Annotated in this window: 19 protein-coding genes; 7 read left to right on the plus strand and 12 right to left on the minus strand. The window is 69.5% G+C overall.

The window, feature by feature from the left end:
* Positions 1-16: 16 nt before the first annotated feature.
* Both IPK27_07905 and IPK27_07910 read right to left on the minus strand, forming a co-directional pair.
* Positions 17-1,693, minus strand: coding sequence for a serine hydrolase (locus IPK27_07905; protein MBK8067545.1), 1,677 nt, complete (start codon positions 1,691-1,693; stop codon positions 17-19).
* A 178-nt stretch (positions 1,694-1,871) separates the two neighbouring features.
* Positions 1,872-2,825: a patatin-like phospholipase family protein gene (locus IPK27_07910; GenBank protein ID MBK8067546.1), complete on the minus strand. Its 954-nt coding sequence runs from the start codon at positions 2,823-2,825 to the stop codon at positions 1,872-1,874.
* A gap of 534 nt (positions 2,826-3,359) precedes the next feature.
* On the opposite strand from IPK27_07910, the gene IPK27_07915 reads away from it, so the two are divergent.
* Genes IPK27_07915 through IPK27_07925 form a run of 3 tightly spaced genes read left to right on the plus strand, consistent with a single transcriptional unit; the run spans position 3,360 to position 6,512 of the window.
* Positions 3,360-4,571: an AAA family ATPase gene (locus IPK27_07915; protein MBK8067547.1), complete on the plus strand. Its 1,212-nt coding sequence runs from the start codon at positions 3,360-3,362 to the stop codon at positions 4,569-4,571.
* The gene (locus tag IPK27_07920) at positions 4,571-5,602 is read left to right on the plus strand and encodes a ParB/RepB/Spo0J family partition protein (GenBank protein ID MBK8067548.1); all 1,032 of its coding nucleotides are present in this window, start codon (positions 4,571-4,573) and stop codon (positions 5,600-5,602) included. Before IPK27_07915 ends, IPK27_07920 begins: the two co-directional genes overlap by 1 nt.
* A gap of 49 nt (positions 5,603-5,651) precedes the next feature.
* The gene (locus IPK27_07925) at positions 5,652-6,512 is read left to right on the plus strand and encodes a replication initiation protein (GenBank protein MBK8067549.1); all 861 of its coding nucleotides are present in this window, start codon (positions 5,652-5,654) and stop codon (positions 6,510-6,512) included.
* Positions 6,513-6,583: 71 nt separating this feature from the next.
* Here the strand turns inward: IPK27_07925 and IPK27_07930 are convergent, their stop codons facing one another.
* The gene (locus tag IPK27_07930; GenBank protein MBK8067550.1) at positions 6,584-7,603 is read right to left on the minus strand and encodes a tyrosine-type recombinase/integrase; all 1,020 of its coding nucleotides are present in this window, start codon (positions 7,601-7,603) and stop codon (positions 6,584-6,586) included.
* Between the two features lie 86 nt (positions 7,604-7,689).
* Between IPK27_07930 and IPK27_07935 the strand changes: the two genes are divergently transcribed.
* Positions 7,690-10,686 (plus strand): diguanylate cyclase, encoded by a 2,997-nt coding sequence (locus IPK27_07935; GenBank protein ID MBK8067551.1) that lies wholly within the window; start codon positions 7,690-7,692, stop codon positions 10,684-10,686.
* Between the two features lie 3 nt (positions 10,687-10,689).
* On the opposite strand, the gene IPK27_07940 is transcribed toward IPK27_07935, so the two are convergent.
* Positions 10,690-11,535, minus strand: coding sequence for a hypothetical protein (locus IPK27_07940; protein MBK8067552.1), 846 nt, complete (start codon positions 11,533-11,535; stop codon positions 10,690-10,692).
* Positions 11,511-12,212: a DUF4124 domain-containing protein gene (locus IPK27_07945; GenBank protein MBK8067553.1), complete on the minus strand. Its 702-nt coding sequence runs from the start codon at positions 12,210-12,212 to the stop codon at positions 11,511-11,513. The genes IPK27_07940 and IPK27_07945 overlap by 25 nt, the downstream gene beginning before the upstream one ends.
* Before the next feature lie 70 nt (positions 12,213-12,282).
* Here IPK27_07945 and IPK27_07950 point away from each other — a divergent pair, with 70 nt between their 5' ends.
* Complete coding sequence (locus IPK27_07950) at positions 12,283-12,948, plus strand: SDR family oxidoreductase (GenBank protein MBK8067554.1); 666 nt, start codon at positions 12,283-12,285, stop codon at positions 12,946-12,948.
* Position 12,949: 1 nt separating this feature from the next.
* Here the strand turns inward: IPK27_07950 and IPK27_07955 are convergent, their stop codons facing one another.
* Together IPK27_07955 and IPK27_07960 are read right to left on the minus strand one after the other, a co-directional pair.
* Positions 12,950-13,723, minus strand: a complete 774-nt coding sequence (locus IPK27_07955; GenBank protein ID MBK8067555.1) for an App1 family protein — start codon at positions 13,721-13,723, stop codon at positions 12,950-12,952.
* Between the two features lie 300 nt (positions 13,724-14,023).
* Positions 14,024-16,411, minus strand: coding sequence for a serine/threonine protein kinase (locus IPK27_07960; GenBank protein MBK8067556.1), 2,388 nt, complete (start codon positions 16,409-16,411; stop codon positions 14,024-14,026).
* Positions 16,412-16,534: 123 nt separating this feature from the next.
* Here IPK27_07960 and IPK27_07965 point away from each other — a divergent pair, with 123 nt between their 5' ends.
* The gene (locus IPK27_07965) at positions 16,535-16,978 is read left to right on the plus strand and encodes a DUF1415 domain-containing protein (protein MBK8067557.1); all 444 of its coding nucleotides are present in this window, start codon (positions 16,535-16,537) and stop codon (positions 16,976-16,978) included.
* A 47-nt stretch (positions 16,979-17,025) separates the two neighbouring features.
* The gene (locus IPK27_07970; protein ID MBK8067558.1) at positions 17,026-17,736 is read left to right on the plus strand and encodes a pseudouridine synthase; all 711 of its coding nucleotides are present in this window, start codon (positions 17,026-17,028) and stop codon (positions 17,734-17,736) included.
* Positions 17,737-17,769: 33 nt separating this feature from the next.
* On the opposite strand, the gene IPK27_07975 is transcribed toward IPK27_07970, so the two are convergent.
* The 5 genes from IPK27_07975 to IPK27_07995 form a co-directional block, all read right to left on the minus strand.
* Positions 17,770-20,136, minus strand: a complete 2,367-nt coding sequence (locus IPK27_07975; protein MBK8067559.1) for an EAL domain-containing protein — start codon at positions 20,134-20,136, stop codon at positions 17,770-17,772.
* Positions 20,137-20,259: 123 nt separating this feature from the next.
* Complete coding sequence (locus IPK27_07980) at positions 20,260-20,655, minus strand: hypothetical protein (protein MBK8067560.1); 396 nt, start codon at positions 20,653-20,655, stop codon at positions 20,260-20,262.
* A gap of 262 nt (positions 20,656-20,917) precedes the next feature.
* The gene (locus IPK27_07985) at positions 20,918-21,451 is read right to left on the minus strand and encodes a hypothetical protein (protein MBK8067561.1); all 534 of its coding nucleotides are present in this window, start codon (positions 21,449-21,451) and stop codon (positions 20,918-20,920) included.
* Between the two features lie 62 nt (positions 21,452-21,513).
* Positions 21,514-24,291, minus strand: coding sequence for a CHAT domain-containing protein (locus tag IPK27_07990; protein MBK8067562.1), 2,778 nt, complete (start codon positions 24,289-24,291; stop codon positions 21,514-21,516).
* Between the two features lie 12 nt (positions 24,292-24,303).
* A complete protein-coding gene (locus tag IPK27_07995; protein MBK8067563.1) occupies positions 24,304-24,729 on the minus strand; it encodes a hypothetical protein in 426 nt (141 codons plus the stop codon).
* Positions 24,730-24,764 lie beyond the last annotated feature (35 nt).

A 24,764-nucleotide genomic window follows, 5' to 3' on the forward strand; every position in this document is an offset into this window, starting at 1 on the left:
TCGCCCGGCGCAGGGCTCACTCGGAGCGCTTGAACTCGATCACCGCCGGGCCCTGGTTCAGGGTGACGCTGGTGACCGGACCTTCTTGCGGCGCGAAGCTCAGGGTGGCGTCGACCACCGTGAGGAAGAACTTGCTCGGGGTTTCGGCATACAGGTCGAAGGCCGGTTGGCCATCGAGCTGGGTCTTGAGCTGCGCGCCCTCAAGGAAAACCCTCATGCGCATGCCGTTGGCGAGGTAGCTTCCAACCAGGCGCTGCAACTGTTCGACCGGCACCTCGATGGACGCGCGATCGGCCGGCAGGGGATCGGTGGTCCGCGGAGCGACGACCCCCTCCCCTTCGCCATTCTGGTAGAGGCGCATGCCGCTGATGGCGCCCTCCGGGGTGCGCTCGAACGCCATCCAGGTCAGGGTGTCCTCGAACATGAAACGGTCCTTCGCGATCGGCGTCAGCGCCAGGCGCTCGCTGCCGGTGCGCTGCGACGTCAGGCGTCCATCGATGACACGGACCACCCGCGTATTGGCCTCGTCGATGCGGTAGACGCCTTCGTAGGTCTTGAGGGTGTCGGCGTCGACCTCGATCGGCGTCGGATCCGGGTACGGGTCACCCAGCGCAAAGGCGGCCAGGCGCACCGCCAGCACGGCGGGGTCGGTGCGGCCGTTGACCGTCGCGTCTGCGTTCTGCAGCACGGCCACGCTGATCTCGCCCTGCGGCACGTACAGCAGGTGCGAGGCAAACCCGAAGATGCCGCCGCCGTGCTGAAGCTGGGTGCGCCCACGCAGCGTGCCGCGGCCGATGCCGAAGCCGTAGTTGGCCGGGGCCGCCTTGCCGGCTGGCGTCACCATGTCGGTGTAGAGAGCCTCGCTGAGCAGCTTGCCGCCGTGCAGCGCGCGGTTCCAGCGGTGCAGATCGTCCACCGTGGAGACCAGCGCACCCGCCGCATGCGGCTGGGTCATGCTGAGGAAGGCCGCCGGGGCGACGTGGCCGTCCTTGACCGTGTAACCACTGGCCATGCCGGCGATCAGCACATCGTTGGCGCCGAAGGTGGTCGCCTTGAGACCAGCCGCTGCGAGTACGCTGTCCTTCAGGTGCACATTCCAGGGCTTGCCGCTGGCCGCTTCGATCACGGCACCCACCAACACATACCCGGAATTGTTGTAGGCCCAGCCCTCGCCCGGTGCGAAATCCACCGGCTGGTCCTTGAAGCTGTCGACCAGGGCAGCGGTCGCCAAATCCATGCGGATCGGCCCGTCCATGACGCCGGCGATGTCGGTGTAGCTCTTCACCCCGGAGGTGTGGTCGAGCAACTGGCGCACACTGATCTTCCCTGCGTTCGGATAGTCGGGAAGGAACTTCGACAGCGGATCGTCCAGGGCCACCTGGCCGGCCTCGACCAGCTTCAGCAGGCCTGCGGCTGCGAACTGCTTGGTGACCGAGCCGATGCGGAAGACCTGGTCTGGGGACAAGCGCACGCCCAGTTCGATGCTCGCCATGCCGCGGGCGCCGCGGTAGAGGACCTCATCGCCCCGGGCAACCAGCACTGCGGCGCCAGGGCCATCGGCGGGATAGGTCGCGGCCAGCAGTTGCTCGGCGTAGGCATTGACCTCGGCGGCCTTGGGTGGCGCTTTGCCAGGCTCGGCGTGGGCGCACAGGGCGGCTGCGCCGAGCGTCAGGGCAAGAAGTGTTCGTTGCATGGACTGGCCTCACAAACGGTGAAAGTGTGACCAATCTTCCACGATCCCGCAGTCTGAGTCATCGCCCACAGGTCACAGCAACCACCTAGGCGACGGCGTGTCCGCCATCATGAAGCTCCCGCGCGCCATGGCAGGGTCGGAACTTTCTGCCGGAATCTGCGACAGGATGCGGGAGCGCTCAGCGCCCGAGCGCGCGTTTCCAGTCGCTCGCACTCATCCGCGCCAAGGTGCGCTCGGCGAGACGGACCAGCGTGTCGGCCGCCTCGGGCGTGGCAATGTCGATGCCCAGGCCCGCTTCGGCCGGCCATTCGGCGTCGATCCGCTGGTAGCGCGGCCCGAGGCGGTCCTCCAGCATCGACTCGACATGCTGCTGCTGCACGGCCACCGTGGTCAGGATCAGGCGTCCGTCCGAGAGCCAGCCCACTGCGCCATCGTCGGCATCGACGCCGTCGGCCGGCTTGTAGCCCGCCGTCGCGGTCCCGATCGAAAGCATTTCGACACGCTCTGGCGCCACGCCCATGAAGTGCTCTGCCTCATGCAGGGCGACCTGGTCCGGGGCGACCGCGAAGATGCCACCATCGGCGTACAGGTGGCGCCCGACCTTGACCGACGGAAAGTAGGCCGGCGCCGCCGAAGTGGCCATCGCGACATCGACCGCGAGCACGCGCTCGTCTCCAGCGGACGCGTCCACATGCGGGGTCTTGAACACCTTCGTGTGGCTCAGCGACACGTTGACCGCCGGCACTACCAGGTTGTGCGTGGCGTCTTCCAGGCGGCGGCCGTCGAAGATCTCCGTCAGCGCCTTGCGCAGTGCGTCGCCGGAGTATTTCGGCCCGAGCACCGCACGCGTCAGGTCGATCAAGCGCCCTACCCGACTGGTCGGCAGGCTGCGCGCCGAGAAGATCTCGCTGCCGCGCTCACGGAACAAGCTGACGCCCACTGCCACCGGCACCGCGAAGGCCAATGCCAGCGCCAGCAAGCCGCCCACCGAAGTGCCGGCGATCAGGTCGAAGCGGCGGGCCAGCGGTTCGCCTGCGCGCGCTTCGAGGCCCGCCAGCACCCAGGCGGTATACAAGCCGAGATAGCCGCCGCCGGCCAGCGACAGGATGCGGAACGGTCGGTCATCGGCCATCGCTTACCTCCGGCGCTGCGCGCCACAGAATCAGGCTGAAGCGCGCAACACCGCCAGGGTGCGCCTACTTGGATGCCTTCTTCTCGCGCTTTTCCGCCTTCTTTTCCTTGGCGGTCTTGGCCGGCTGCTTCTTGGTCTCTTTCTTCTGGTTCAAGCCCTTGCTCATCGCCCTGCCCTCGTGTGGATGGATGCTGTCGCGGGTTCCTGCGCCATCGCCCGGGTGCCGCCTGTCGATGTTATCCGCCAGATCGGACCGGCGTCACGGGAGCCCGCTGGGCGCGCCACCTTTTTCTCGCCCCGGGGCCGCCTTTTTCACGCCGTTGAGCCACCCTTTTCTCGCCTGTGAGCAACCTATTTCACGCCCGCAACCACCTATTTCACGCGTCAGGACATGCCAAGTGGCTGATCAGGCAATGGAATAAGTGGGGCTAAACAAGCTACTAAAAGGCTTAAACACAAAACAAAAACAGCTGACCAACATCAAGAGCGCATGGTAAGGTTATTCAACCAAAGCGACGCAGAGCTACCAAGTTGATGAACGTCGTACATGACAACACCACACCGATGCTGACGCCCGAAGTGGTCAACAAGCTGGATGCCCAGCAGTCGCTGGAGATCGTCGCTACCCTGGGCGACAGTTTCATCACCACGCTGCGTGAACTGCATGCCCCACCCGTCGGCGTGAAGACCCTCCGCCGCTACCGCATCCAGGAGGCCGCGCGTGAAATCGGCCGCTCGGTTTCCTGGTTGCGCGCGCAGGAGAGCGAACCCGGTTTCCCTGCGCCGGCCGATCGTAGCGCGGGCGGACGGCGGATGTACACGCTGAGCGAGATCAACGCGATCCGCGCCTATGCCGGGACCCTGCCCAAGCCGCTCTCGCGGGTGCCGTACGTGCTCGGCTTCGTCAATTTCAAGGGCGGCAGTTCCAAGACCACCTGCACCTATCTCGCAAGCCACTTCCTCGCCTCGCGCGGCTATCGCGTGTTGCTGGTGGACCTCGATCCGCAGGGCTCGCTGACCGCTTCCTTCGAGCTCAGCCGCAACGGCGAGGCGGTGCGCGGTGTCGATTGGGAACAGACGATCGGCCCGGTACTGACCGGCGAGGTCGACGGCATCGATGGCCAGGTGCACCAGACGCACTGGCCGACGATCGACCTGATCCCGGCATCGGTGGATGTTTATGACGCCGAGATGCTGCTGGCGGTCGAGACCGCGCGCACCGGCGTGCAGGACAACCCGTTCTGGAAGCGCCTGGACCAGTCGCTGAGGCAGTTGAAGGGCTACGATTTCGTGCTCCTGGACAGCGCTCCGGCGCTGAACCTGGCGGCGATCAACGCGGTGGTGGCGTCGGACGGACTGGTGATCCCGGTCCCGCCGCGCAACCTGGACCTGGAGGCAGCGGTCAAGTTCGCCAAGGTGGTCCACGCCTGGACCGAACGCCTGCCGGGCTTCAACAGCCGGCCGCGCTGGCTGCGGTTGTTGCTGACCCAATTGCAGAAGGGCTCGCTCAGCGACCAGACCCACGCGCTACTGGCCAGCCGCTTCTTCGGCAGCCTGATCTTCAGCAACCACTTCCCGATGTCGGAAGCGGTGCGCCGCGGATCGGCCGGGGCCCCGAGCTGCTATGAGGGCAGCAACCTGACGGACCGCAGCCAGGCCGAGGCCAATCGCCGGGTGCGCGAGGCGCTGGACGAGGTGTTCGAGGAGATGCTCGGAATGGTGCACAACGTGCGAGGTAACAAGTGATGGCGACAGGACGCAGTGCGCAGGATCGTGCGCGCCGGCTGCTGGAAGGCGTCGGCGCGGTGGTGGCTCCGAGTGTCGGCCTGGCGAAGTCCGGGCGCGGCATCCTCGGGCGCCTGGAGCAGATGACCGGGGCGCCGCTCAGCGTGCGCGAGATCGACCCCGCGCGGGTGCGCGTGTGGGCCCTCCAGGGGCGTCTGCAGGCGGCGCTCGATGCGAACAGCGTGTCGGACCTGATCGACTCGATCGGCAGCCACGGCCAGACCACGCCCGCCATCGTGCGCCCGGTGAGTGGCGACGCCGAGGCGGATTTCGAAGTGATCGACGGTTCGCGCCGACGCTTTGCCTGCGCCCACCTCGGGGTGGCGTTGAAGGCGATCGTCGCCGACCTCGGCGATCGCGACGCCGCGCTGCTGACCGAGACCGCGGACGCCAGTCGCAAGCACTCCGCCTACGAGACCGGCGTGAAGTGGCGCAACTGGCTGGAGCGCAAGCTGTTCGAGACCCAGGAAGGGCTGGCGCAGTGGCTCGGTGTGTCGGCCGGTGACCTGTCGTTCAAGCTGTCGCTGTCGGAGCTGCCCTACGCCTTCGTGCTCGCGCTGGGTGGCCATGAACGGCTGTCGCGCGAACTCGGACGGCGCCTGGCGCGCTTCGTAGGGCGCGCGCGCGCGTTGCAGCGGATGGACGAGATGCGCACGCGGCTGGAGCGCATCGGCGAGGATTCCCGGCGCGGTGAATGGACTGCAGCGCGCACCCAGGTCGCGTATGCCGAGCTGGAAGCGGAGATCTTCCCGGCGCGGGCCACGCACAAGCGCAAGGTCGAGCAGGCGGTGCTGGATGCAGATGGTGAGCTGCTGGCGACCGTCTCCAGCCCGGACCGGTCGAACCTGGTGGTTCGTTGGAGCAAGGGACTCGGCAGCGACGAGCGCCAGGCACTGGTTTCCGCGCTCAACGAGTTCCTCGGCGAATGGACGCGAAGCCATGCTTTGGCAGCCAAAGAATTGCCCAAAGCATTGAACAAGAAGAAGAAATGAGTCCGGATGCGGGAAGTTTGCATCCTTCGAGCGAGAGAAAGGTGGTCGGATGAAACCTGGCAGCGCACTGCTGGTGACGAAGGCGAACGCGATTGTCGAGGCCTCCTATCGCCTGACGCTGCAGGAGCAGCGGCTGGTGCTGTTCTGCGTCGCCCAGGTCGACTCGCGCCGCCCGCTGGAGGAGCAGCGCACCTTCACGGTCGAGGCGACGCCGTTTCGCGAGACCTTTGACCTGTCGCCGGAGAAAGTCTACGAAGAACTGAAGGACGCCGCTGTGCGCCTGTTCGAGCGCAAGGTCACGATCAGCGATGCCCAGAACGGCCAGGAAACCCTGCTGCGCTGGGTGTCGATGATCCGCTACCAGAACCGGCGCGGCCGGGTGGTGCTGAACTTCGCGCCGGAAATGCTGCCCTTCATCTCGGCGCTGAAGGATCGCTTTACCAGCTACCCGCTGGAATCGATCGCGCGTTTGTCGAGCACCTTCGCGATCCGGCTGTTCGAGGTGCTGGCGCAGTACGCCAACCTCGGCCGGCGCCAGGTGTCGGTCGAGCAGCTGCGCCGCTGGCTCGATTGCGTCGACAGCTACCCGCGCTTCTCCGAGTTCGAGCGTTGGGTGGTCGCCCCGGCGGTGGCGCAGCTGAACGAGCGCACCGAGCTGCGCGTGCGCTACGACAAGTCCAAGGTGGGCCGCCAGGTCAGTCACTTCGAGTTTGTCATCGGCCGTGCGCCGAGCGCACCCAAGCCGAAGTCGGTGGCGGTGCCGAAGCCCGCCACTGCGGCGCCCGATGAGCGCCAGGCACGCGAACGCGAGGAATGGGAAGCGCATATGCGCAGGCTGGGCCTCGATCCCGCTGAACTGCTGGCCCAGGCCGGACGCCCACCGGGACGCGACGACGACCAGTCGCGCTGAACCCATCGGTGAGGCGCGGCGTCCGCGCAAGCGCGAGGCGCCCGGGTTTGGCTGCCAAATAGTCCGCCAAGTTACTGATCTGGCGAAGTAATCCCGTCTTTTCCCGGAACCGTCCCGGCACCACCTATTTCTCGCGCGAACGACAGGCAGGCGAGCTCGTCGCCGACGTTGTCGCGCGCCCGGTGGTCATACAGCTGGGTGGTGCGCAGCGAGGCGTGGCCAGCGAGGTGGGCAGCGGTCTCGATCCGTCCACCCTGTGACAGGAAGCGCGTGATGCCGGTCGCGCGGAAGGCATGGCAACCGGCCACGCGCGCGATGCCTGCGCGCGCCAGGCGCCGGCGCACCATCGCATACACCTGCTCGCGTCGCAGCGGGCGCTCGCCGCGCTGTTGGCCGCCGTCACGCCAGGCGATGAACAGCGGTTGCGCGTCTTCGAAATGCGCGATCGCAAGGTAAGCCCTCAGGTCCGCAGCAGCCTGGGCGTGCAGTGGCAGCGAGCGCTGCGTACCACCTTTTTCTCGCACTCGGATCGCGGCGCGCGGAGGGTCGAGGACCACGTCGGCGCGACGGACGGCGAGTGCCGCGCTCACACGAAGGAACCCGTAGAGCATCAGGCTGACCAGCGCGCGGTCGCGCGCTTCGACCACCCCAGCGCCGAATCCCGCGTACAGCCGTGCGATCTCATCCGGTGTCAACACGGGCGTCGAGCCGACTTCGACCCGCGGCCTCGGGGTGCGCGTGCTGCGCGCCGGGCTCACGCCGACGACACCGCGTTCGACCAGCCAGTCGTACCAGCGGCGCAACGCGCTCAGGTGCTGCGCGACCGTCATCGGCGCCCGCCGGCGCTCCAGGTCCCGCGCATACAGCGCGACATCCGGAGCACGTACCGACTCGACCTTCAGTCCGCGTTGCGACAACCACGCGGCGAATCCTGCACATGCCCGGGCGTAACTGAGCCGCGTGTTCGGATTGGCGAGTCGTGCGAGCAAGAACTCCTCCGTGGCCGCCCGGCAGGCGCCGCCAGCGGGGATCAAGGAGGGGTTGGGCAGCGGCAGGATCGACGTGGGCTTCATCGCATCATCGTAATTCATAACGGTGTTTATGTAACCATATGGTTTGCGTGCGATCACCCGGCGGGCGCGGCGGAAGCAGGGGCAGACCGGGCTAGCATTGGGCCATGAATCGCGCATCCGCTCCCGCGGCCCATGCCCTCGCGGCCCTTTGCTGGGTGGGTGGGGCGATGGCCGGCGTCGACCATTACGGGGTCGACGAAGGTCTCTCGCAGAACTCGGTGGTGGCGATCGAAAGCGACGCGCGTGGTTTCCTCTGGATCGCAACCGAGGACGGCCTCAATCGCTTCGACGGAAACGAATTCCGGCCCTTCCGCAGCGAGTCCGGTCAGGTTGGCCTGCCGGACGGGTTCATCCAGCGCCTCGACCGGATCGACGAGAGCCTGTGGATCGGTACCATCGGTGGTGGGCTGGCGCGCATGCAACTGACCACCGAAGTGATCGAGGGACTGCGCGAACGGCTGCCCGACGCGGTTCCGGCGCGGCACACCACCCATGCGCTGCTCGCGCTTTCGGCCACGCGGGCACTGGTCGGCACCGGTGCCGGGCTGTTCCAGGTCGACTGGCCGCTCGCAGGCGGAGCGCCGCGCGTTGCCGCGGTCGCCGCCGCCAGTGCCGGCCCGCGCACCACGGTGCGCGCACTGGACCGGCTAGCGGACGGGCGCTTCGTGGTGGCCGGCGACGGTGGGGCCTGCCTGCTGGATGCCGATCTGCAGCACTGCCAGCTTATCGACCTCGGCGTTGCGGAACCCAGCATCCCCGCGGTGGCTGTGACCACCGACGGCCGCCTGTGGCTGAGCGTCGATCGTCTGGGCCTGCACGAGTACGACCCGGCGACCGCGCGCGGACGCACGATTGCTTTTGGCGATCCACGCCTGCCGCCGGAGATGGCACGTTCGGCGGCACTCGCGCCCGCGGCCGCCGGTGACCTGTGGATAGGATCGGATGTCGGCGTCTACCGCCTGCGGCGCGATTGCAGCTGCAGCGATGAGCGCATCGACGACGAAGACGAGGATCCCGGGGCGCGCAAGATCGTCTATGCCTTGCACCCGGACGGGGACCGCCTGTGGCTCGGGGCATGGAACCATGGCCTGGACCGGTACGATCCCACGCGCCAGGCAATCGAGCGCTACGCGCCCAGGCTGCCCGAGCGCAGCGTCGCCAGCACGCGGGTGGTGCGCGCGCTGCTGCCGGACGCGGATCGACTGTGGCTTGGCAGCTACGGCGCCGGGGTGATTGCGGCTGATGCAGGCAACGGGCGCACGCTGCGCTACTGGCAGCCGGCGGAGCTGCGGCCGACGGCGGTCGGCGACAGCCTGATCTGGGCACTGGCGCGCGATGCCGATGGCGCGTTGTGGATCGGCAGCGACGGCGGCCTGCAGCGTTGGACGCCGCAGGATGGCGCGCAGCGCATCGAGGATGCCGGGACGGGTCGCGAACCGGTGCGCTCGGTGCGCGCCCTGCTGCTCGACCGCGCGCAGCGCCTGTGGGTGGCTGGCGAACCGGGGCTGTTCCGGGTCGACCCGGCGCAGTACCGGCGCGGCGCAACCCGCGTCGCCGGCGCGGGCAGCTCGGTGTTGGCTGATACCAACATCTTCGCCATCCATGAGGATCAAGCAGGCGCTTGTTTCATCGGGACCTGGCAGGGCGTGTACCGCTTCGACCCCGATCGCCTGCAGATCGGCGCGCAACTGGCTCCGGATGCCGGCATGCGGGTCACCTGGGACATCGCCGATGCCGAGGATGGCGGCCTGTGGATCGGGACCAGCGATGGCCTGGTGCACGTGGCACCGGATGGTCGCTGGCGGCGCTACACCGAGCGCGACGGATTCGCCAACCGGGTGATCTACGGCATCGAACCCGACCTGCACGGCCACCTCTGGCTGAGCAGCAACCGCGGCCTGATCCGTTTCGATCCGGACACCGCGCAGGTCGTCAATTTCGGGCGCCACGACGATCTGCAGCAGATGGAGTTCCTGTTCGGCGCGCACGCACGGGACGCGCAGGGGAGGCTCCTGTTCGGCGGGCCCGCGGGCTTCAACCGGATCGACCCGCGGCGGGTCGAACTCGGCGACGGTTCCCCGGTGCCCGTGCTGGCCGGAGTGCGCATCGACAATCGGGAGCAGGCGGGCGGGGCGGGGCGCTTGGGATTGGCGGCGCCGGTCCTGGATCGGGTGGATGTGCTGCCGGGCGACAGCGTGCTGGAGCTGCATTACGGCGCGATCGCCTATGACCAGCCGCGCGAAGTCCGCTACCGCTACCGCCTGGCGGGGTTCGATCGCGACTGGCAGGATGCGCGCGACCGCCGCTTCGCCAGCTACACCAACCTGCCCCCGGGCGAGTACCAGTTCGAGGTCGCCGCGATCAGTCGTTTTGGTCGTCCCAGCGCGAGCAGCCGCAGCCTGACGGTGGTGTCGATCCCGTCCTGGTGGCAGACCCTCTGGTTCCGCACACTGCTGGTGGTCGGCGCCATGCTGACCGTCGGCAGCGTGGTCGGCTGGCGCATCGCCGACCTGCGCGCGCAGCGCCGGGAGCTGCAGGCGCAGGTGAGCGAGCGCACCCGCGAGCTGCGGGCGCAACGCGATGAACTGGAACGCGTCAATGCCGAGCTGGCGGCGTTGAGCACGCGCGATCCGCTGACCGGGCTGCCCAACCGGCGCTCCCTGCTCGGCGAACTCCAGCGCGCCGTCGATGCGGTATCCGTCGCGGGACCGGTGGCAGTGGCGGTGGCCGACCTCGACCATTTCAAGCGGATCATCGACGGCCACGGGCATGGCGTCGGCGACCAGGCGCTGGTCCATCTGGCGGGACTGTGGAGCGCGTTGTTGCCTGCGGGGGCAATGCTCGGACGCTATGGCGGCGAGGAGTTCCTGTTGTTGCTACCCGCGCATGCCGCTACCGACGCGGCGGAAGTCGCCGAGCGCCTGCTGCAGGCCTTGCGTCAGGCACCGGTGCCCGGCGTCAGGCCCGAGCTGCGGCTGAGTGCGAGCGTGGGTATCGCCGTGCTCGGTGCCGGCGATACCCTGGAGTCAGTGATCAACCGCGCCGATGCGGCACTGTACGCGGCCAAACGCGAAGGCCGCGACCGCTGGCGCCACGGCTGAGGATCAAGGCCGTTCGCCGCTGAAGCGCCTGACCTCGGCGCCACTCACGCGGCCGATCCGGGCTTGCTCATGCACCCACAGCTCGGCTTCGTGCTCGATGCGGATCTCACCGCCGACGCTGGCGCCGGCACCGATCACCACCCGGGTGGCCTTGTCGTCGCTCCAGCACCAGCCCCAGCAGCGCGACTTGCGGATCACGAGGTCGCCGGCCACCGCGCTCACGCCTTCCAGGCGGATCTCGCCGTTGGTGCTGACCACATCGCGGCCCACGCGACTGTCGACCAGCGTGACATGGCCGCTGCCGGTATCGATGCCACGCTCTACAGTGACTCCCGTCAGGTCAACCTCACCGCTGCCGGTGTCGATCTTGCCGCGCACGATCGAGCCCGCATCCAGGCGCACCGAGCCGCTGCCGGTGTCAATGTCGCCATCGACGACCACACGCTCGCCGCCGTACACCCCACCGCTGCCGGTGTCGATGGCTTCGGTCTTCGCACCATTGCCCAGGTGGACGCCGCCGCTGCCGGTGTCGATCACGCCGCACTGGGCATCCGCTCCCAGGCGCACGCCACCGCTGCCGGTATCGATGCGCCCGGCGCTGGCGCCGCTGGCGAGTTCCACGCCGCCGCTGCCGGTGTCGATGTTGCGCGAGATCGCCCCGGATTCAAGCAGGACGTCACCACTGGCGGTGTCGATCACGCCCACCGCGATGCCGGCCGGCACGCGTACCGACTTGCTGCTGGTATCGATGTTCTCGCCCGCGGCTGGGATGACATCGGCGGCGAGCGCAGCGCCGGCGAACAGCAGCGCCGTGCACGACAGGGTCAGGCGGGGTAGGGCAGGGGACATGGTGATGCTCCGACGACCAGGGGGAAGTGGAGCGCCCTCTCGCAATGTCCGTGCCAGCTCTTGGTGCGCGAAATCACCGGTGGATTGGCGGATTGCGCCGCAATCTGGCGTCGGAAACGAACGTCCGTGCGCGGAATCGGAACTTTCAACGCAGTGCGGGCGCCTGACCACAGGCCGGGGCATCGGGATCGAGCAGCGCGAGGCGCACGGCTGGCGCCAGGGCATGTCCTGCCTCGCGCAGGTCCTGGTAACGCGCCACGCATGAACGCGGGCAGCAGGCACCGGCGGCGCCACTGCCGCAGTTCGGCAACCGCGCAATGCAGGCATCCATCGCCGCGGCGTCGCCACTGGCGCAGTGCAGGAAGCGCTCGGAGCACATCGCCAGCTGGGCTTCGCTGATCGCGCCGCCGCCCTGCCAGCGCGGGGGGACGCGCCGCGGCGGGAGCGGGCGCCGGTGCGGGGTCGCCGTTGCGGCCGCGATAAGCATCCAGCCACTGGCGCAGCGCACGTTCGCTGTCCGCGGGATCGTCTCCCGCGCGCGCCAGGTGTGCCGACTCGCCGCCGGTGCACGGCTGGTCCTGGAAGCTCACCGCCCCGCTGGCGTCCTTGCAGCGATAGATGTCGCCCGGCGCCATCAGCGCGGTTGCCAGCAACCAGCTTGCCAGTGCGATGCCCATCGGTCCGGATCACTCATCAGCCACCGCCACGAGGGTACCATCGCGAAAAGTCCGAGAAGGAGAACGATTCATGCGCGTGCTGATCACAGGTGCCGCGGGCGGCATCGGCAGCGAACTGGTGCGGCATTACCTTGCGGCTGGCCACGAGGTCATCGCCGTCTGCCGGAACCCTGGCGAGGAGTTGCCGCAGCTCGGCTGCGAAGTGCTTTCGGGCATCGACCTGACCCGTGGCGAGGGTATTGATGGTGTCGTGGCCGCGCTCGGCGGGCGTACGCTGGACCTGGTCATTCAGAACGCGGGCCTGCTGCGCCGCGACAGCGTCGGCGGCCTGCGCGCCGCGGTGGACGACTTGCGCGCGCAGTTCGAGGTCAATGCGCTGGCGCCGCTGCTGCTGACCGACGCGCTGCTGCCGCACCTGAATCCGGGCAGCAAGGTGGCGCTGATCACCAGCCGCATGGGCTCGATGGGCGACAACGGCTCCGGCGGCTACTACGGCTATCGCATGAGCAAGGCCGCGCTGAACGCCACCGGCAAGTCGCTGGCGATCAACCTGCGCGAACGTGGCATCGCCGTGGCCCTGTTGCACCCGGGTTTCGTGCGCACGCCAATGACCGGTGGCGCCGGCGATATCGACGCCGCCACCTCCGCGCGCCAGCTGGCCGAGCGGATTGCCGCGCTCGACCTGGCCAGCTCCGGCAGCTTCTGGCATGCGCGGGGCGAAGTCCTGCCTTGGTGAGTCAGGGTTCGCGCAGGGTTTGCGGGTCGCTGTAGACCTGCCACAGGTCGGCGGGCAAGCCGTCGAAGGTGACGCGATAACGCGGCGCATCGGCGGCCTCGCCGGTCACATCGCGGATGCGGATGCCGGCGACCTGCGCCGGGTGCGCGCGCGCCAGCTCGGCGTAGATCTCCGGGTCCGCCTCGCCAGAATCGCCGACCAGCAGGAAGCGGCGCTGAGGGAAGTCGGCCAGCAGCTGACCGATGGCCGCGAGCTTGTGCGTGCGCGTCGCATCGCTGCCCGGGATGACGTTGCGGATCGAGGTCGATTCGCGCAGATGCACGCTGCCGGCGGGAAAGCCCTCGGTGCGCAGGAACACGGCAAGCGGCGGATACAGCTGGACCGGACTGCCGGACACGTAGTGGAAGCGCGTTCCTTCGCCTGCTTCCAGCGTGCGGTAACGCGCCGCCATGCCGGGCACCGCGACGAACTCGCGCGCAAAGGTGTTGAGCAGCATCTCGCGGCGCTCGCGCACCTGGCTGACCTTGATCGTGTCGTCGATATCCGAGACCACCGACAGCCCCTGCGACGGCACCAGCAACACGCGGCCCTTGAACTGGCGCGGGTCCCCGTGGGGCATCAACACGCTCGCCTCGAGCCAGCGACGCGAGGCTGCAATGCCTGCACTGGAAATGCCGACACTCGATCGCGTGCGCCCGTCGAACCCGGTTGCCGGCAGCGCGTGCGTGCGCCCGCCCAGGCGCAGGTGGACATCCTTGAAACTCTCCGAATCCACCCGGAACAGCTGGGTGCGTTCGAGGAAACGCTGGCGGTCCGCGGAGGGCAGGGCGTCCAGGTCGAGGTCGAGATAACCCGCGAACAGCGAGGACAGGCCGGTCGGCTTTCCAGCTCATACACCCAGATGTCGATGCGCGCTTCGATGCGGTCGCCCTGCCAGCGGGCGGTCGTGGGCAGGACCAGGACCTGCTCGTCGCGGGCGAGGGGGCGTGCATCGACCGCGACAGCGGCGAGCAGGCACAGGCAGGCGAACAGCGACAGAACGTGGCGCAAGGGCGATTCCTCGAATGGATCAGGGCTACTCGGGCGTCTGCGCCGCGACCGCCCGCTCGGCTTCCGCCAGCGACTCGCGTGCCTCGACTGCTTCGCGCTGGTCCGGCGGCAGGCTGGCCGCGCGCAGCTCGTGGGCGCGGCGCAGCCAGGGGAGCGCTTCGGCGGGATGCCCGGTCTCCAGCAGCACGCGCCCCAGGCCCCACCAGGCCCAGGCCCAGTTGGGGTCCTCCTTCGGGAAGCGGCCTTCCCACAAGTCCATGGTCTGGCGGAAGCGGGATTCGGCCTGCGCGTATTCCTTGCGCTTCAGATGCACCAGCCCGAGGTTGAGGTACTGGTTGCCGAGCTCCGGGTGGTCGGCCGGCAGGCGTTTCAGGTTGATCTGAAGCGAGCGCGTGAGCTGGGCCAGCGCGTCGTCGAGCCGATCGCGGTGGTAGTAGGACACACCGAGGTTGTTCGCCTGCAGCGCGACATTCGGGTGATCTGCGCCATAGACCCGTTCGGTGATCGCGAGCGAGCGCAGGTACAGCGGTTCGGCGAGTTCGTGCTGACCTTGCTCGTCATACACATCGGCGAGCGCCCGCAGCGGGCCGGCCAGGCGCCGGTCCTCGGGACCGAAATTCCGCTCGTAGATCTCGATGCAGCGACGGAACAGCAACTCGGCCGAAGGGTAGTCGCTGCGCACCAGCGCGATGAACCCCAGGGCGTAGTAGGCCGGACTGGCCTTGACGCTGTCCGCCGCCGATTCGCCGATGGCGACCACCAGCTCGCGCAGATGCAGTTCGCGCGAGTGGTCCAGGCGTCGCGCCAGGCGCTCGCTGACACCGTAACGGTTCAGCAGGTCGCGCAGTTCGCCGGGTGTCAGACTGGCGCTGCCCGCGTCGATCAGCGCCAGCGCCTGCCCGAGCACCTTGCTGGAGGCATCGTACTGGCCCTGCAGGTTCAGCAGCAGGCCTTGGTGCAGCAGGGCGCGCGCACGTCGTTGCGGTGTGTCCGCGAGGGCCAGCGCTTCGCCGATCAACGGCTCGGCCGGCGCGTACAGTCCGAGCGACATGTACACCCGCCCGAGCGTCAGCAGCAGTTCGCCGCGCAATGCGGGGTCTTCGCGCAATTCGCCGCGGATGCGCTCGGCACCGCTGTCCAGGATTTCGCGTGCGGTCAGCGTGGTCCCGCGGCTGCGGGTGGGATCGGCCTGGTCGAACAGATCGATCAGGAAGGCGGTGACGCGCTCGGCCTGCGCGCGCGCCTGCACCGCCGCCCGGGCCTCGCGGTCGGCGCGGTCGGCGGCGATGCTGAAGGCCACGATCCCGCCGACCAGGCTCAGGAACACGGCGAAGATGGCTGCAGCTGGCCCGCGCCGGCGCAGCAGCAGCTTTTTCAGCCGGTACCAGGCCGACGGCGGGGCAACGCTGAGCGGCTCGTTGCGCGCATGCCGATCCAGGTCCCCGACCAGTGCTTCGACCGACTCGTAGCGCTCCTCGCGCTGGCGTGCCACGGCGTGGCTGGCGATCCAGCCCAGCTCCCCGGCCAGCAGGTGCTGCAGCGCCGCTTCGGGCAACCCGCGGGCGGCGGCCGCTGCGGCACGCTGGGCCGGTTCCAGCGCGCGGAAGCGCAGCGCTGGCGGCGGTGCGTCGCGGTCGGCCACCTCGCGCATGATCTGCAGCAGCGAGTTGCCGGTCAGCGTGTGCGGCCGCGCGCCGACCAGCAGTTCGTAGAGGATCACGCCCAGCGCATACACATCGACACGCGTGTCGAGATCGGCGCCCCCGGCGGCGGCCTCCAGCGCCTCGGGCGCGAGGTAGGCCGGCGTGCCGATCACTTCTGCGCCGGTCAGCGTGACCCCGCCGACCGGCGCATCGAGCGCCTTGGCGATGCCGAAGTCGATGATCTTCGGGTGCGGCTTGCCGTCGACCTCGGTGACCAGCAAGTTGGCCGGCTTCAGGTCCAGGTGCAGGATGCCGCGCCGGTGTGCGTGGCGCACGCCCTCGCAGACCGCCTGGAACAGCGTCAGCCGCTGCCCGATGGTCAATCGATGGCTGTCGGCGTACTCGGTCAGCGGCACGCCCTCGACCAGCTCCATCGCGAACCACGGGAAGCCGCCCTGGGTGGCGCCGGCCTCGTACAGTCGCGCGATGTTCGGATGCTCCAGTCGCGCCAGCGCCTGCTGCTCGATGCCGAAGCGCGCCGCCAGCTCGGGCGTGACCACCGCGGCGCGCATCAGCTTCAGGGCCACGCGGCGCACCACCGGCACGCTCTGCTCGGCGAGGAACACCTGGCCCATGCCGCCGGCGCCCAGCGGCCTGAGGATGCGGAAGCCAGCGAAGTCGCTGTCCGGCGATCCGCCCGCCGGGCTGGAATCGGGCTTGCCGGTCAAGCGCTCGGTGGCGTCTTGAATCGAACCGCCGGTGGTGGACATGCGCGAGCGGAGCAGGGCAGGGGACCCCATGTTACGCCTGCACCTCGCCGACGGCTGCGCGCTGGCGCTGTCAACCCGGCCGATCGCAGGCACAATCGCGCACCTTCCTAGGAACCTTGCCCTGTGGCTCTCGAAACATCCCCGGACGCACCGGAAATCGCCGCCACCCGCCGCTGGCTGGAGCAGGTGGTGATTGGACTGAACCTGTGCCCGTTCGCGCGGGCGCCGCACCTCAAGGGCCGCGTGCGCTTCGTGCTCAGCCCGGCGCGCAACGAGGACGAACTGGTGGCGGACCTCCTCGACATCGCCGATGCCACGGTGCAGGCGCTGGGCCTGGAAGGCGAGCTGCAGGTGGCGAGCTTCCACCCCGATTACCAGTTCGGCGACGCCGAGCCCGATGCGGTCGAGAACTGCACCAACCGTTCGCCCTATCCCACGCTGCACCTGCTGCGCGAGGCGAGCATCGAGCGCGCAGTGGAGGCGGTGGAGGACACCGACGCGATCTACCAGCGCAACATCGAGACGCTGCGGCGGATCGGCTGGGAAGGCTGGGAAAAGCTCAAGTAACCCGAGGCAGCCTACAATCCCGACGCCCTTTGCCCGACAGCGACCGCATGCGCCTCAACAAACACATCAGCGAAACCGGATTCTGCTCGCGCCGCGAGGCGGATGACCTGATCGAGCAGGGCCGGGTGACGGTCAACGACGCGATCGCCGAACTCGGCCAGGAAATCGCCGACGGTGATGTGGTGCGGGTGGATGGCGCCACGCTCAAGCCGCGCCCGAAGAAGCGCGGGCGGCGACATGTGTACATCGCGCTGAACAAGCCGGTCGGCGTGACCTGCACCACCGAGGACTCGGTGTCCGGCAATATCGTCGAGTTCGTCGGCCATGAGCAGCGCATCTTCCCGATCGGCCGGTTGGACAAGGATTCCGAGGGCCTGATCCTGCTGACCAGCAATGGCGACATCGTCAACGACATCCTGCGCGCGGAAAACCGCCACGAGAAGGAATATCTGGTGGCGGTCAACAAGCCGGTGACGCCCGAGTTCCTCGCCGGCATGGCCGGGGGCGTGCGCATCCACGGGCGCATGACCTTGCCTTGCCGCACCGCGCGGATCGCCAAGTTCGGCTTCCGCATCGTGCTCACGCAGGGATTGAACCGCCAGATCCGCCTGATGGCCGCCGCCTTCGGCTACCGCGTCACCCAGTTGCGGCGCGTGCGGATCGACAACATCAAGCTCGGCACGCTCAAGCTCGGCACCTGGCGCAACCTCAGCGATGCGGAGCTGAAGCTGCTCCTGCCGGGGCGCACGGACTGGTAGGCGCACCCTGCCGGCCACACCGGCGACGGCGGCTCAGGCGGTGCTTTCGGCCACGCTTTCCAGCCCGGCCGCATATCCGGCCAGCAAATCGCACTGGATATAGTCCACGCCAAGTTCCCACAGGCGCGCGATGGCCTCGCGGTCTGGGACCGCTTCGACCATCAGCGGCACGCCCGCCTCGCGCACCTGGGCCAGGATCGTGGCGAAGGCCATGGTCGGCTGCAGCGCGATCTCGGTATCCAGCTTGATCGCGTCCACCTGGATCTGCTGCAACAGCCGCGCAGCCTCCTTCTGCATGCCGAAATCGCGCAGGCAGAGCTGCACCCCGAGCGGGCGCAACCGCTCGAGCACCGGGCGCAGCAGGGCCTGGCGTTCGATGACCGTATCGGTGTCGAGCTCGAGCGCCAGCGTTCCGGGGCGCGCCGGGCGCGGGCACTCGTGCTCGATGAATCCGATGAAACCCGGATCGATCAGGCTCGCCGCGTCGACCTCGACAAACAGGCGGCTCGGTCGGCCGAGTTGCTCCTGCACCGTGGCGGTACCGGCGGCCAGCCGCAGCGCGATGTGGTCCAGCCGGGCCAGGGTGCCGGCCCTGCGGGCGAGTTCGAGCACGTCTTCGCGCAGCGTGCCCTGCGCCTGGCTCAGCGAGGTGCGCACGCGCAGGCGCTGGTGCCACTGGTCCGCGCGCAGGCCGCGGGTGGGAACCAGTGGCTGGTATTCGACAGTGCACAACGCAGCGTCCGGCTGCAGCACGCCATGGTTCTGCGGCGCGTCGTCGCCCGCGGTGCGTGCCGTTGCGGGCTGTGCCGGCGCCACTGTCCCCCGCTTCCACACCGCCAGTGCGCGGTCCAGCCAGCGCTGCGGGTCATCGTCGGCGGGAACCAGCTGGACCCGCGCGCGGACCTTGAGCTGGCCGCGCGAGATCGCCACCGGGCGTACGTCGATGGCATTGCGCAGGCTCTGGGAGAGCTGCGCCAACCCGGCGTTGTCGCTGCGCGCCGCCAGCAGCAGGAAATGCAGGTCGTGCCAGGGCGCGTAGGCATCGCCCGGCTGCAGGCGGGCGGCGATCCGTCCGGCAATCGCCTGCTCCACTTCGCAGCGCAGCAGCGCCGGCAGTTTGCCGCTGAGCTGCTCGGCCTGCTCGATACCGATCGAGATCAGCGCAGCCGGGCGCTCGCGCAGGTTGCGCAGACGCTGGCCGAGCGCGGCGCGTGAGAGCGGCGTCGCGGCTGCATCCGGGCGCAGGCCGAGCACTTGCTGGCGCAGCGCGCGGGCGCGCTTGGCGCGGCCGACGACCACCTCGATCAGGTGTGCCGGGCGTACCGGCTTGGTCAGGAAATCATCGCCGCCGATGTTGATCGCGCGCACGCGCTTGCCGACATCCTGCTCGCCGCTGATGAACACGATCGGGACCAGCAGGGTGGCGGGCAGTTCGCGCATGCGCGCGGTCAGCGCCATGCCATCGATACCGGGCATGTACAGGTCGACCAGGATCAGGTCCGGACGGAAGCTGCCCACCTGGGCCAGCGCCTCGTCGGCCGACGCGGCCACCTGGACGGTCAGGCCGCGCCGGCGCAGCACCGCGTCGCAGAACACCACCTGGCTGCGGTCGTCGTCGACGATCAGCACGCGCAAGGGCTCGGCGGAGGACAGATCGTGCTGCAACTGGCGCAGCTTGAGCAGCACGCTGGTGGCGTCGGCGGCCGCGATGAAGGCATCCGCGCTGCCGGTCATGTCCAGCAGTTGTTCGGCGATGGTCGCGCCGCGGGTCACCACCAGCAGCGGCGGCGTGGCGCCCGGACGGCGGTTCTGGTCGAGCGCGTCGACCACCTCGCCGAGGCGGCTGAGCCAGTGCGAATCGATCACCACGCCGACCAGCAGGCGCCCTTTGGCAGCGGCGGCCACCGGCGCCGGCTCGGCGCAGCTGCAGCACTTCCAGCCAAGCTCAGCGAAGGCATCGGCAAGCCCCAGGATGGGCCCGTCCGGGCCATGCAGCACCAGCACCGCCGGGTGCTCCAGTTCCTCGCGCAGGAGCAGCTCGGCGAGCGCGGCGGCGGTCTCCTGCAGCCGCTGCAGGTAATGCCGGATTCGCCCCTGCTGGACGATGTTGGGCGAGTCGGCGGTGTCCAGCAGGAAACCGATGTAGGCCGCGGCATCGCGCGTGGCCAGCGCCGGCGCCTCCATCTGCTGACGGCCCGCGGCCTCGCCGAGTTCGCCCAGGGCACTGACCAGGCGCATCCAGCGGTCCACGTTCCAACCTTCGTCCAGTGCCTGCTGCCACTCCCGCAGGACGCCCTGGATGCGCTGGTGCAGGTGGTGCCGGAGGTCGTTGCCGGCATGCAGCGGGGTGCCCATGGGAGCCTGCTCGGCGGCGCGCCGGATCGAACGGTGCGCAAACATCCCACAAGGGCGCGAAGCCTGGCAACGGGCGGAGGGTGCGCCAGGGCGGGGAAGCGGTCGGGCGGCAAGGGACGCGGATGGATCCGGGCGCGAAATCGCTCCGCGTCCCTTGCCCTGACAATCTCAGAGGCTGCAGCCGTAGGCCTGCAGCGCCGGCTTGCTGGCATCGCGGGATTGCTGGCAGACCATCGGCAGCGAGGCCTTGGTGGCCTCGTTCGCGGCCATCTCCGCCCAGGACTTCTTCCACTGGTCGAAGCCGACCTGCATCTGGGCACGCGCCTCGGCCGGCATCTTGTCGCTCAGGCACTGCTCGTAGGCAGCGAGGAATTCGTCGCACTCGGCGATGCCGGTGATCGTGGCGGCGGGCGCGGCAGCGGGTTGTGCTGCCGGCGCGGCGGCGGGCGGCGTGGCCGGCGCAGCAGCCGGGGCGGGCGTGTTGGTCGCGGCCGGCGGGGCGGCCTGCTCGGAGCAGGCGGCGAGGGTCAGGGTGGCGAGCAGCAGGGCAGCGGTGGTGCGCACGTGGGTGGACTCCGGGTGGTGGATGCGTCAGGGGTAAACGCCGGCTGCCGCAGTTGTGCACGCGCAGCCGCCGCGACCTGCGATCAACGGCAAATCGGGCCCGGTCCGGACACGCGCGCGCAGTCAGCCGCGCAGCACTGCGCGCGGATTCGTCTTGCGATGCGCGTCTTTCCGCTCCGTCGATTCCGCCCGCGATGGGCGGTCACCGGGACTTCCGGAATTGCGCGGACGAGATCAGCACCACGACCAGCGGGGTCCCTGCTCAGACGCGGGCGCGGCGCACCGCGTCCGCCGGGTCTTCCGGATTGCCGGGGCCCGGCAGCAGGCGCAGCGCCACCCGGCGCACGCCGAAACTGGCGTGCAGGCGCGGATAGGGGAACGGCGAGCTGCTGTTCGGTGGCACTACCCAGCCCGCGCTCAGGCAGTCGCCGTCGAGCGCCAGCGCGAAGGGCGAGTAGAGGAAGCTGAAATCGACGTTCTGCGGCGTGCGCCTGGCCGCCTGCAGCCAGCGCTCGCTGGCTGGTTGGGACAGCCACAGCTCCTGGCCATCGTGCATTGCCTCGTCGACATCGCCCGCATCCAGGCGCAGCAGCAGGTGCGGGAACAGGCGGTCACGCAGCCGCTGCCATGCCTCGGCACGGGTGGCGGCGTCCAGCAGCGCGCGGCTGAGGCCATCGATGCCGAGTACGTACAGGCGGAAGCTGCTGCGCAGTACCGGCGTGGCGAGTTGCAGCACCGGCATCGGCCGTTCGGGGGTCAGCCACTGGCGCAGGCGGGTCAGCAGGGTGTCGTCCATGGTCATCGATTACGCAATCGGATGCAGGCGGAGATCGGCGGCTGGGTCTTTCGGCGGCGGCATCATTCGAGTGTCCCGTCGAGCACGAATCCGGCCCAGTGAAAAGGATGGACAGGACCGGCACGCCCACGCTGTGGCGCCACGCCGCCGACACCGCGGACCGCATCGCCGCCGCCGGTTCCGGTGCGCAGCATGGACAGTTGAGCCTGCTGCAATGCGCGGTCGCTGGCGGCGTCCTGGCGCAGCTGCGCGTGGAAGTCGGTCATCAGGCGCGCGCCCGAGCGGTCGCCGACCGGCCACAACGAGGAAACCACCTCGCGTGCGCCAGCCGCGCGCAGCGCGTGGCGCAGGCCGATCAGGCCCTCAGCCGCATCCACCCGGCCGCTGCCGAGGTCACAGGCAGCCACCGCGACCAGGTCTGCCACCAGCGGCGGGCCGGTCAGCAGATCGACGGCGCGCAACAAGCCATCGTCCCGGTCGCTGCCGTCGCCTGCGGCCAGCACCAGTGCCGAGTCCAGCGGGCGCAGTGGATCGACCAGGCCGTGCACCGCGAAATGCAGCCGCCTGGCGCCCGGCGCGAGTGTGCGGACGCGCTTCTCGGTGGCCTCGGTGCCGCGCAGCAGGGTGGAGGTGCCGGGATACAGTCGGGCGATGCTGCGGGCCTCGGCCACCGCACCCGGCAACGGCGCCAGCCCTTCGATGCTGGCGCCGCGCCAGGACGCTGCCGGCGCATCCTGATGCGCGGCGAGCAATGGATCGGCCACCGCGAGCAACTCGCTGGCGACCGGGGAACCCGGGTGGCGACGCGCGAGCATCGCTGCCGTCAGCGAGGTGGACTGCCGCAGCGCGTGGGATTCGATCAGGTAGCGCCCCTGCGCATCGACGAGCACGGCCAGCGGCAGCAGGCTGAGATCGGCATCCGGAACCCACAACAGGCGTGGACTGTCGGCGAGCAGCGACAGGGCGGGTTCGATCAGGCGCGCGTGCAGCCAGCGGGCCTCGCGACGCAGGGTCTCGAGCCGGCTGTCCGGCTTGCGCGCCAACGCGGCAAGGCGCTGGACATGGTCCAGCAACGCGCTGCGGTCGACGTTGACGGCGACGAAGTGCGGCACTTCGTCGCGCGGGCGGGCCACCACGATGTAGAGCCGCTCGCGATCGACCAGGTGGGCGAGGATCGCGCTGTCGCCTGCCAACTGCTTGCGCAGCTCGGCCCAGGTGCGCGGCCGGGTCAGCAGCAGCGCCGACTGCGCGGGTGCCTCGCGGGCGGCGCGGCGCACGAACGCGTCGAGCCCCGGCGCCAGCGCCGCCGGCTCGGCGCGCTGCAGCGCGCGCCAGTCGGCTGCGAGGTCCGCGGGCAGGGTGGCCTGCAACTCGCTGCGGTGGCGCGCCATGCTGTCCAGCAGCAGTCGGGCACGCGCCTGCTCCAGGGTGTCGAAGGCCGCCGTGGCATCCCCCTGCTGCAGCCAGGCCAGCGCGCAGGCACGGTAGATCTCGACATTGCGTGCGCCCAGGCGCTGCAGATCGTCGCGATCCTGGGTCCAGTGCAGGCGCTGGCGCTCGAGCACCGAGACCGCCTCGCAATGACGCTCGCGCGCGCTGTCGGGCTGGCCGAGGGCCGCGGACGCGAGACCGGCGCCGTGCAGCACATTGGCCAGCGACTGGCTGTCTGGCGACTGCCGGCGCCTGAGCCCGATCGACTCGTCGAAGTGGGTCAGGGCAGCCGCATGTTCGCCGAGCGCGAGTTCGATGTCGCCGAGGCGTTCGAGGGCGAAACTGAGGTCGCGTCCACCGGGGCTGATGCTGCGCTGGAGGCGCTCGGCGATGCGTGCCGACGGCAGCGCCTCGGCGTGGCGGCCTTGCGTGATCAGCAGCCCGGCGCGGAAATGGTGGGCCCAACCTTCCAGGCTGCTGCCTGGGGCATGCTCGCGATACAGCTCGAGCGCCTCGTCGTAGGCGCGATGGGCGGCGGCGTAGTCGCCACGCTCCTCGTGCACGCGCGCCATCGTCACCAGAATGCCGGCCAGGTGGGTTCCCGGTGGCAGGGCGCGATGGATCGCCAGCGACTCGCCGGCATAGCGCTCGACCGCGTCCAACTGGCCCAGCGGGAACGCGATCAGCGCGAGATTGCCAAGAGTTGCAGCGAGATCCAGCGGCGTTGCATCACGCATGCGCTTGATCGCGAGCGAGCGTTCCAGCGAGGCCTGTGCGTGGGCCATGTCCATGCGGTCCCATTGCACCAGGGCCAGGTTGTTCAGCAGGCGCGCCAGCACCAGGGTGTCCGGCGCCAGGCGTTCGGCGGTGGCCACCGCCTGTCGCAGCAGGCGCTCGGCCTCGTCGTGCTCGCCGCGGGCGCGCTGGATCAGGCCGCTGCTGCTGTCGAGCAGCATGCGGTACTGCTCTGGCGAGCGCGCCTTGTCGAAGGCTGCGCGCGCCCGTCCCGCGGCCGCGAGGGCCTCGTCCAGGCGTTCGCGGGTTCGCAGGTACATGGCCCGTTCCAGCAGCGCCTGGGCGTGCAGGGTGCTGTCCGGAACCTGCTGCGCCAATGCGGCGAGCAGTTTCTCGAGTTCGCGCCCGCTGTCGTCCAGGCGACCGGCGATGCGCAGGATCGAGGCGTAGTGTCGCCAGGCATGCAGGCGCGCGACCGACAATCCGGCCTGTTCCATCGCATCCATCGCCGCGACGCAGGCCGGCAAGGTCAGTTCGACCTTCCAGCCGAGCATGCCCTGGTTGCAACGCGCGTACTGCAGCAGCGCGTGCGCCTGCGGATCCGTGCCGGCGGGCGTGGCCGCCAGCGTCTGTTGCAGCAGCGTTTCGGCCGCCGCCGGCGCCGATCCCAGCAACTGCGATGATTGCTAGCTGGCGACGGCAACTGCGGCACGCGCGGTCCCGGTGGTCCTGGGTGGCGGAACGCCTGGTGCTTCGCCCCAGGCTAGCAGCGCCTGGCGTTGGTCCTCGGGCAGCTCGGGCAGGGTCTGGACGCCGAGGGCGCCGGTACCGACCGCCACCCAGCGCCTTCCCCGCGGGTTGGAAATCTCCAGCTCGACGCCGCCGCGCGGCAACTGGTCGAGGTCGATCTGCTCCAGGTCCAGCGGATCGCGCAGTTCGAAAACCTCGTCGCCGCGACGCCAGGCGTGGACGCAGTCGCCCTTCGCCAGCCCTGCGGCCGCGCCCTCGAGTCCGGCGCGGACCGCGACCAGCAGCGCCGGGCAGCCCACGCTCGCCATCGCGGGCGCGGCTCCCAGCAGCAGACAGGCGCAGATCCAGCGGGCGGCGATCATCGGTGTCCCCGGTTGTGAGTGGACAGGCTGGAATC

The organism is Rhodanobacteraceae bacterium, from assembly GCA_016713135.1.
Classification (GTDB): domain Bacteria; phylum Pseudomonadota; class Gammaproteobacteria; order Xanthomonadales; family SZUA-5; genus JADKFD01.

Bases quoted from the DNA above. Each gene is read 5' to 3' on its own strand.
- IPK27_07905 (MBK8067545.1), bottom strand. From the start codon at position 1,693: ATGCAACGAACACTTCTTGCCCTGACGCTCGGCGCAGCCGCCCTGTGC.
- IPK27_07910 (MBK8067546.1), bottom strand. From the start codon at position 2,825: ATGGCCGATGACCGACCGTTCCGCATCCTGTCGCTGGCCGGCGGCGGC.
- IPK27_07915 (MBK8067547.1), top strand. From the start codon at position 3,360: ATGAACGTCGTACATGACAACACCACACCGATGCTGACGCCCGAAGTG.
- IPK27_07920 (MBK8067548.1), top strand. From the start codon at position 4,571: ATGGCGACAGGACGCAGTGCGCAGGATCGTGCGCGCCGGCTGCTGGAA.
- IPK27_07925 (MBK8067549.1), top strand. From the start codon at position 5,652: ATGAAACCTGGCAGCGCACTGCTGGTGACGAAGGCGAACGCGATTGTC.
- IPK27_07930 (MBK8067550.1), bottom strand. From the start codon at position 7,603: ATGAATTACGATGATGCGATGAAGCCCACGTCGATCCTGCCGCTGCCC.
- IPK27_07935 (MBK8067551.1), top strand. From the start codon at position 7,690: ATGAATCGCGCATCCGCTCCCGCGGCCCATGCCCTCGCGGCCCTTTGC.
- IPK27_07940 (MBK8067552.1), bottom strand. From the start codon at position 11,535: ATGTCCCCTGCCCTACCCCGCCTGACCCTGTCGTGCACGGCGCTGCTG.
- IPK27_07945 (MBK8067553.1), bottom strand. From the start codon at position 12,212: ATGGGCATCGCACTGGCAAGCTGGTTGCTGGCAACCGCGCTGATGGCG.
- IPK27_07950 (MBK8067554.1), top strand. From the start codon at position 12,283: ATGCGCGTGCTGATCACAGGTGCCGCGGGCGGCATCGGCAGCGAACTG.
- IPK27_07960 (MBK8067556.1), bottom strand. From the start codon at position 16,411: ATGTCCACCACCGGCGGTTCGATTCAAGACGCCACCGAGCGCTTGACC.
- IPK27_07970 (MBK8067558.1), top strand. From the start codon at position 17,026: ATGCGCCTCAACAAACACATCAGCGAAACCGGATTCTGCTCGCGCCGC.
- IPK27_07975 (MBK8067559.1), bottom strand. From the start codon at position 20,136: ATGTTTGCGCACCGTTCGATCCGGCGCGCCGCCGAGCAGGCTCCCATG.
- IPK27_07985 (MBK8067561.1), bottom strand. From the start codon at position 21,451: ATGGACGACACCCTGCTGACCCGCCTGCGCCAGTGGCTGACCCCCGAA.
- IPK27_07995 (MBK8067563.1), bottom strand. From the start codon at position 24,729: ATGATCGCCGCCCGCTGGATCTGCGCCTGTCTGCTGCTGGGAGCCGCG.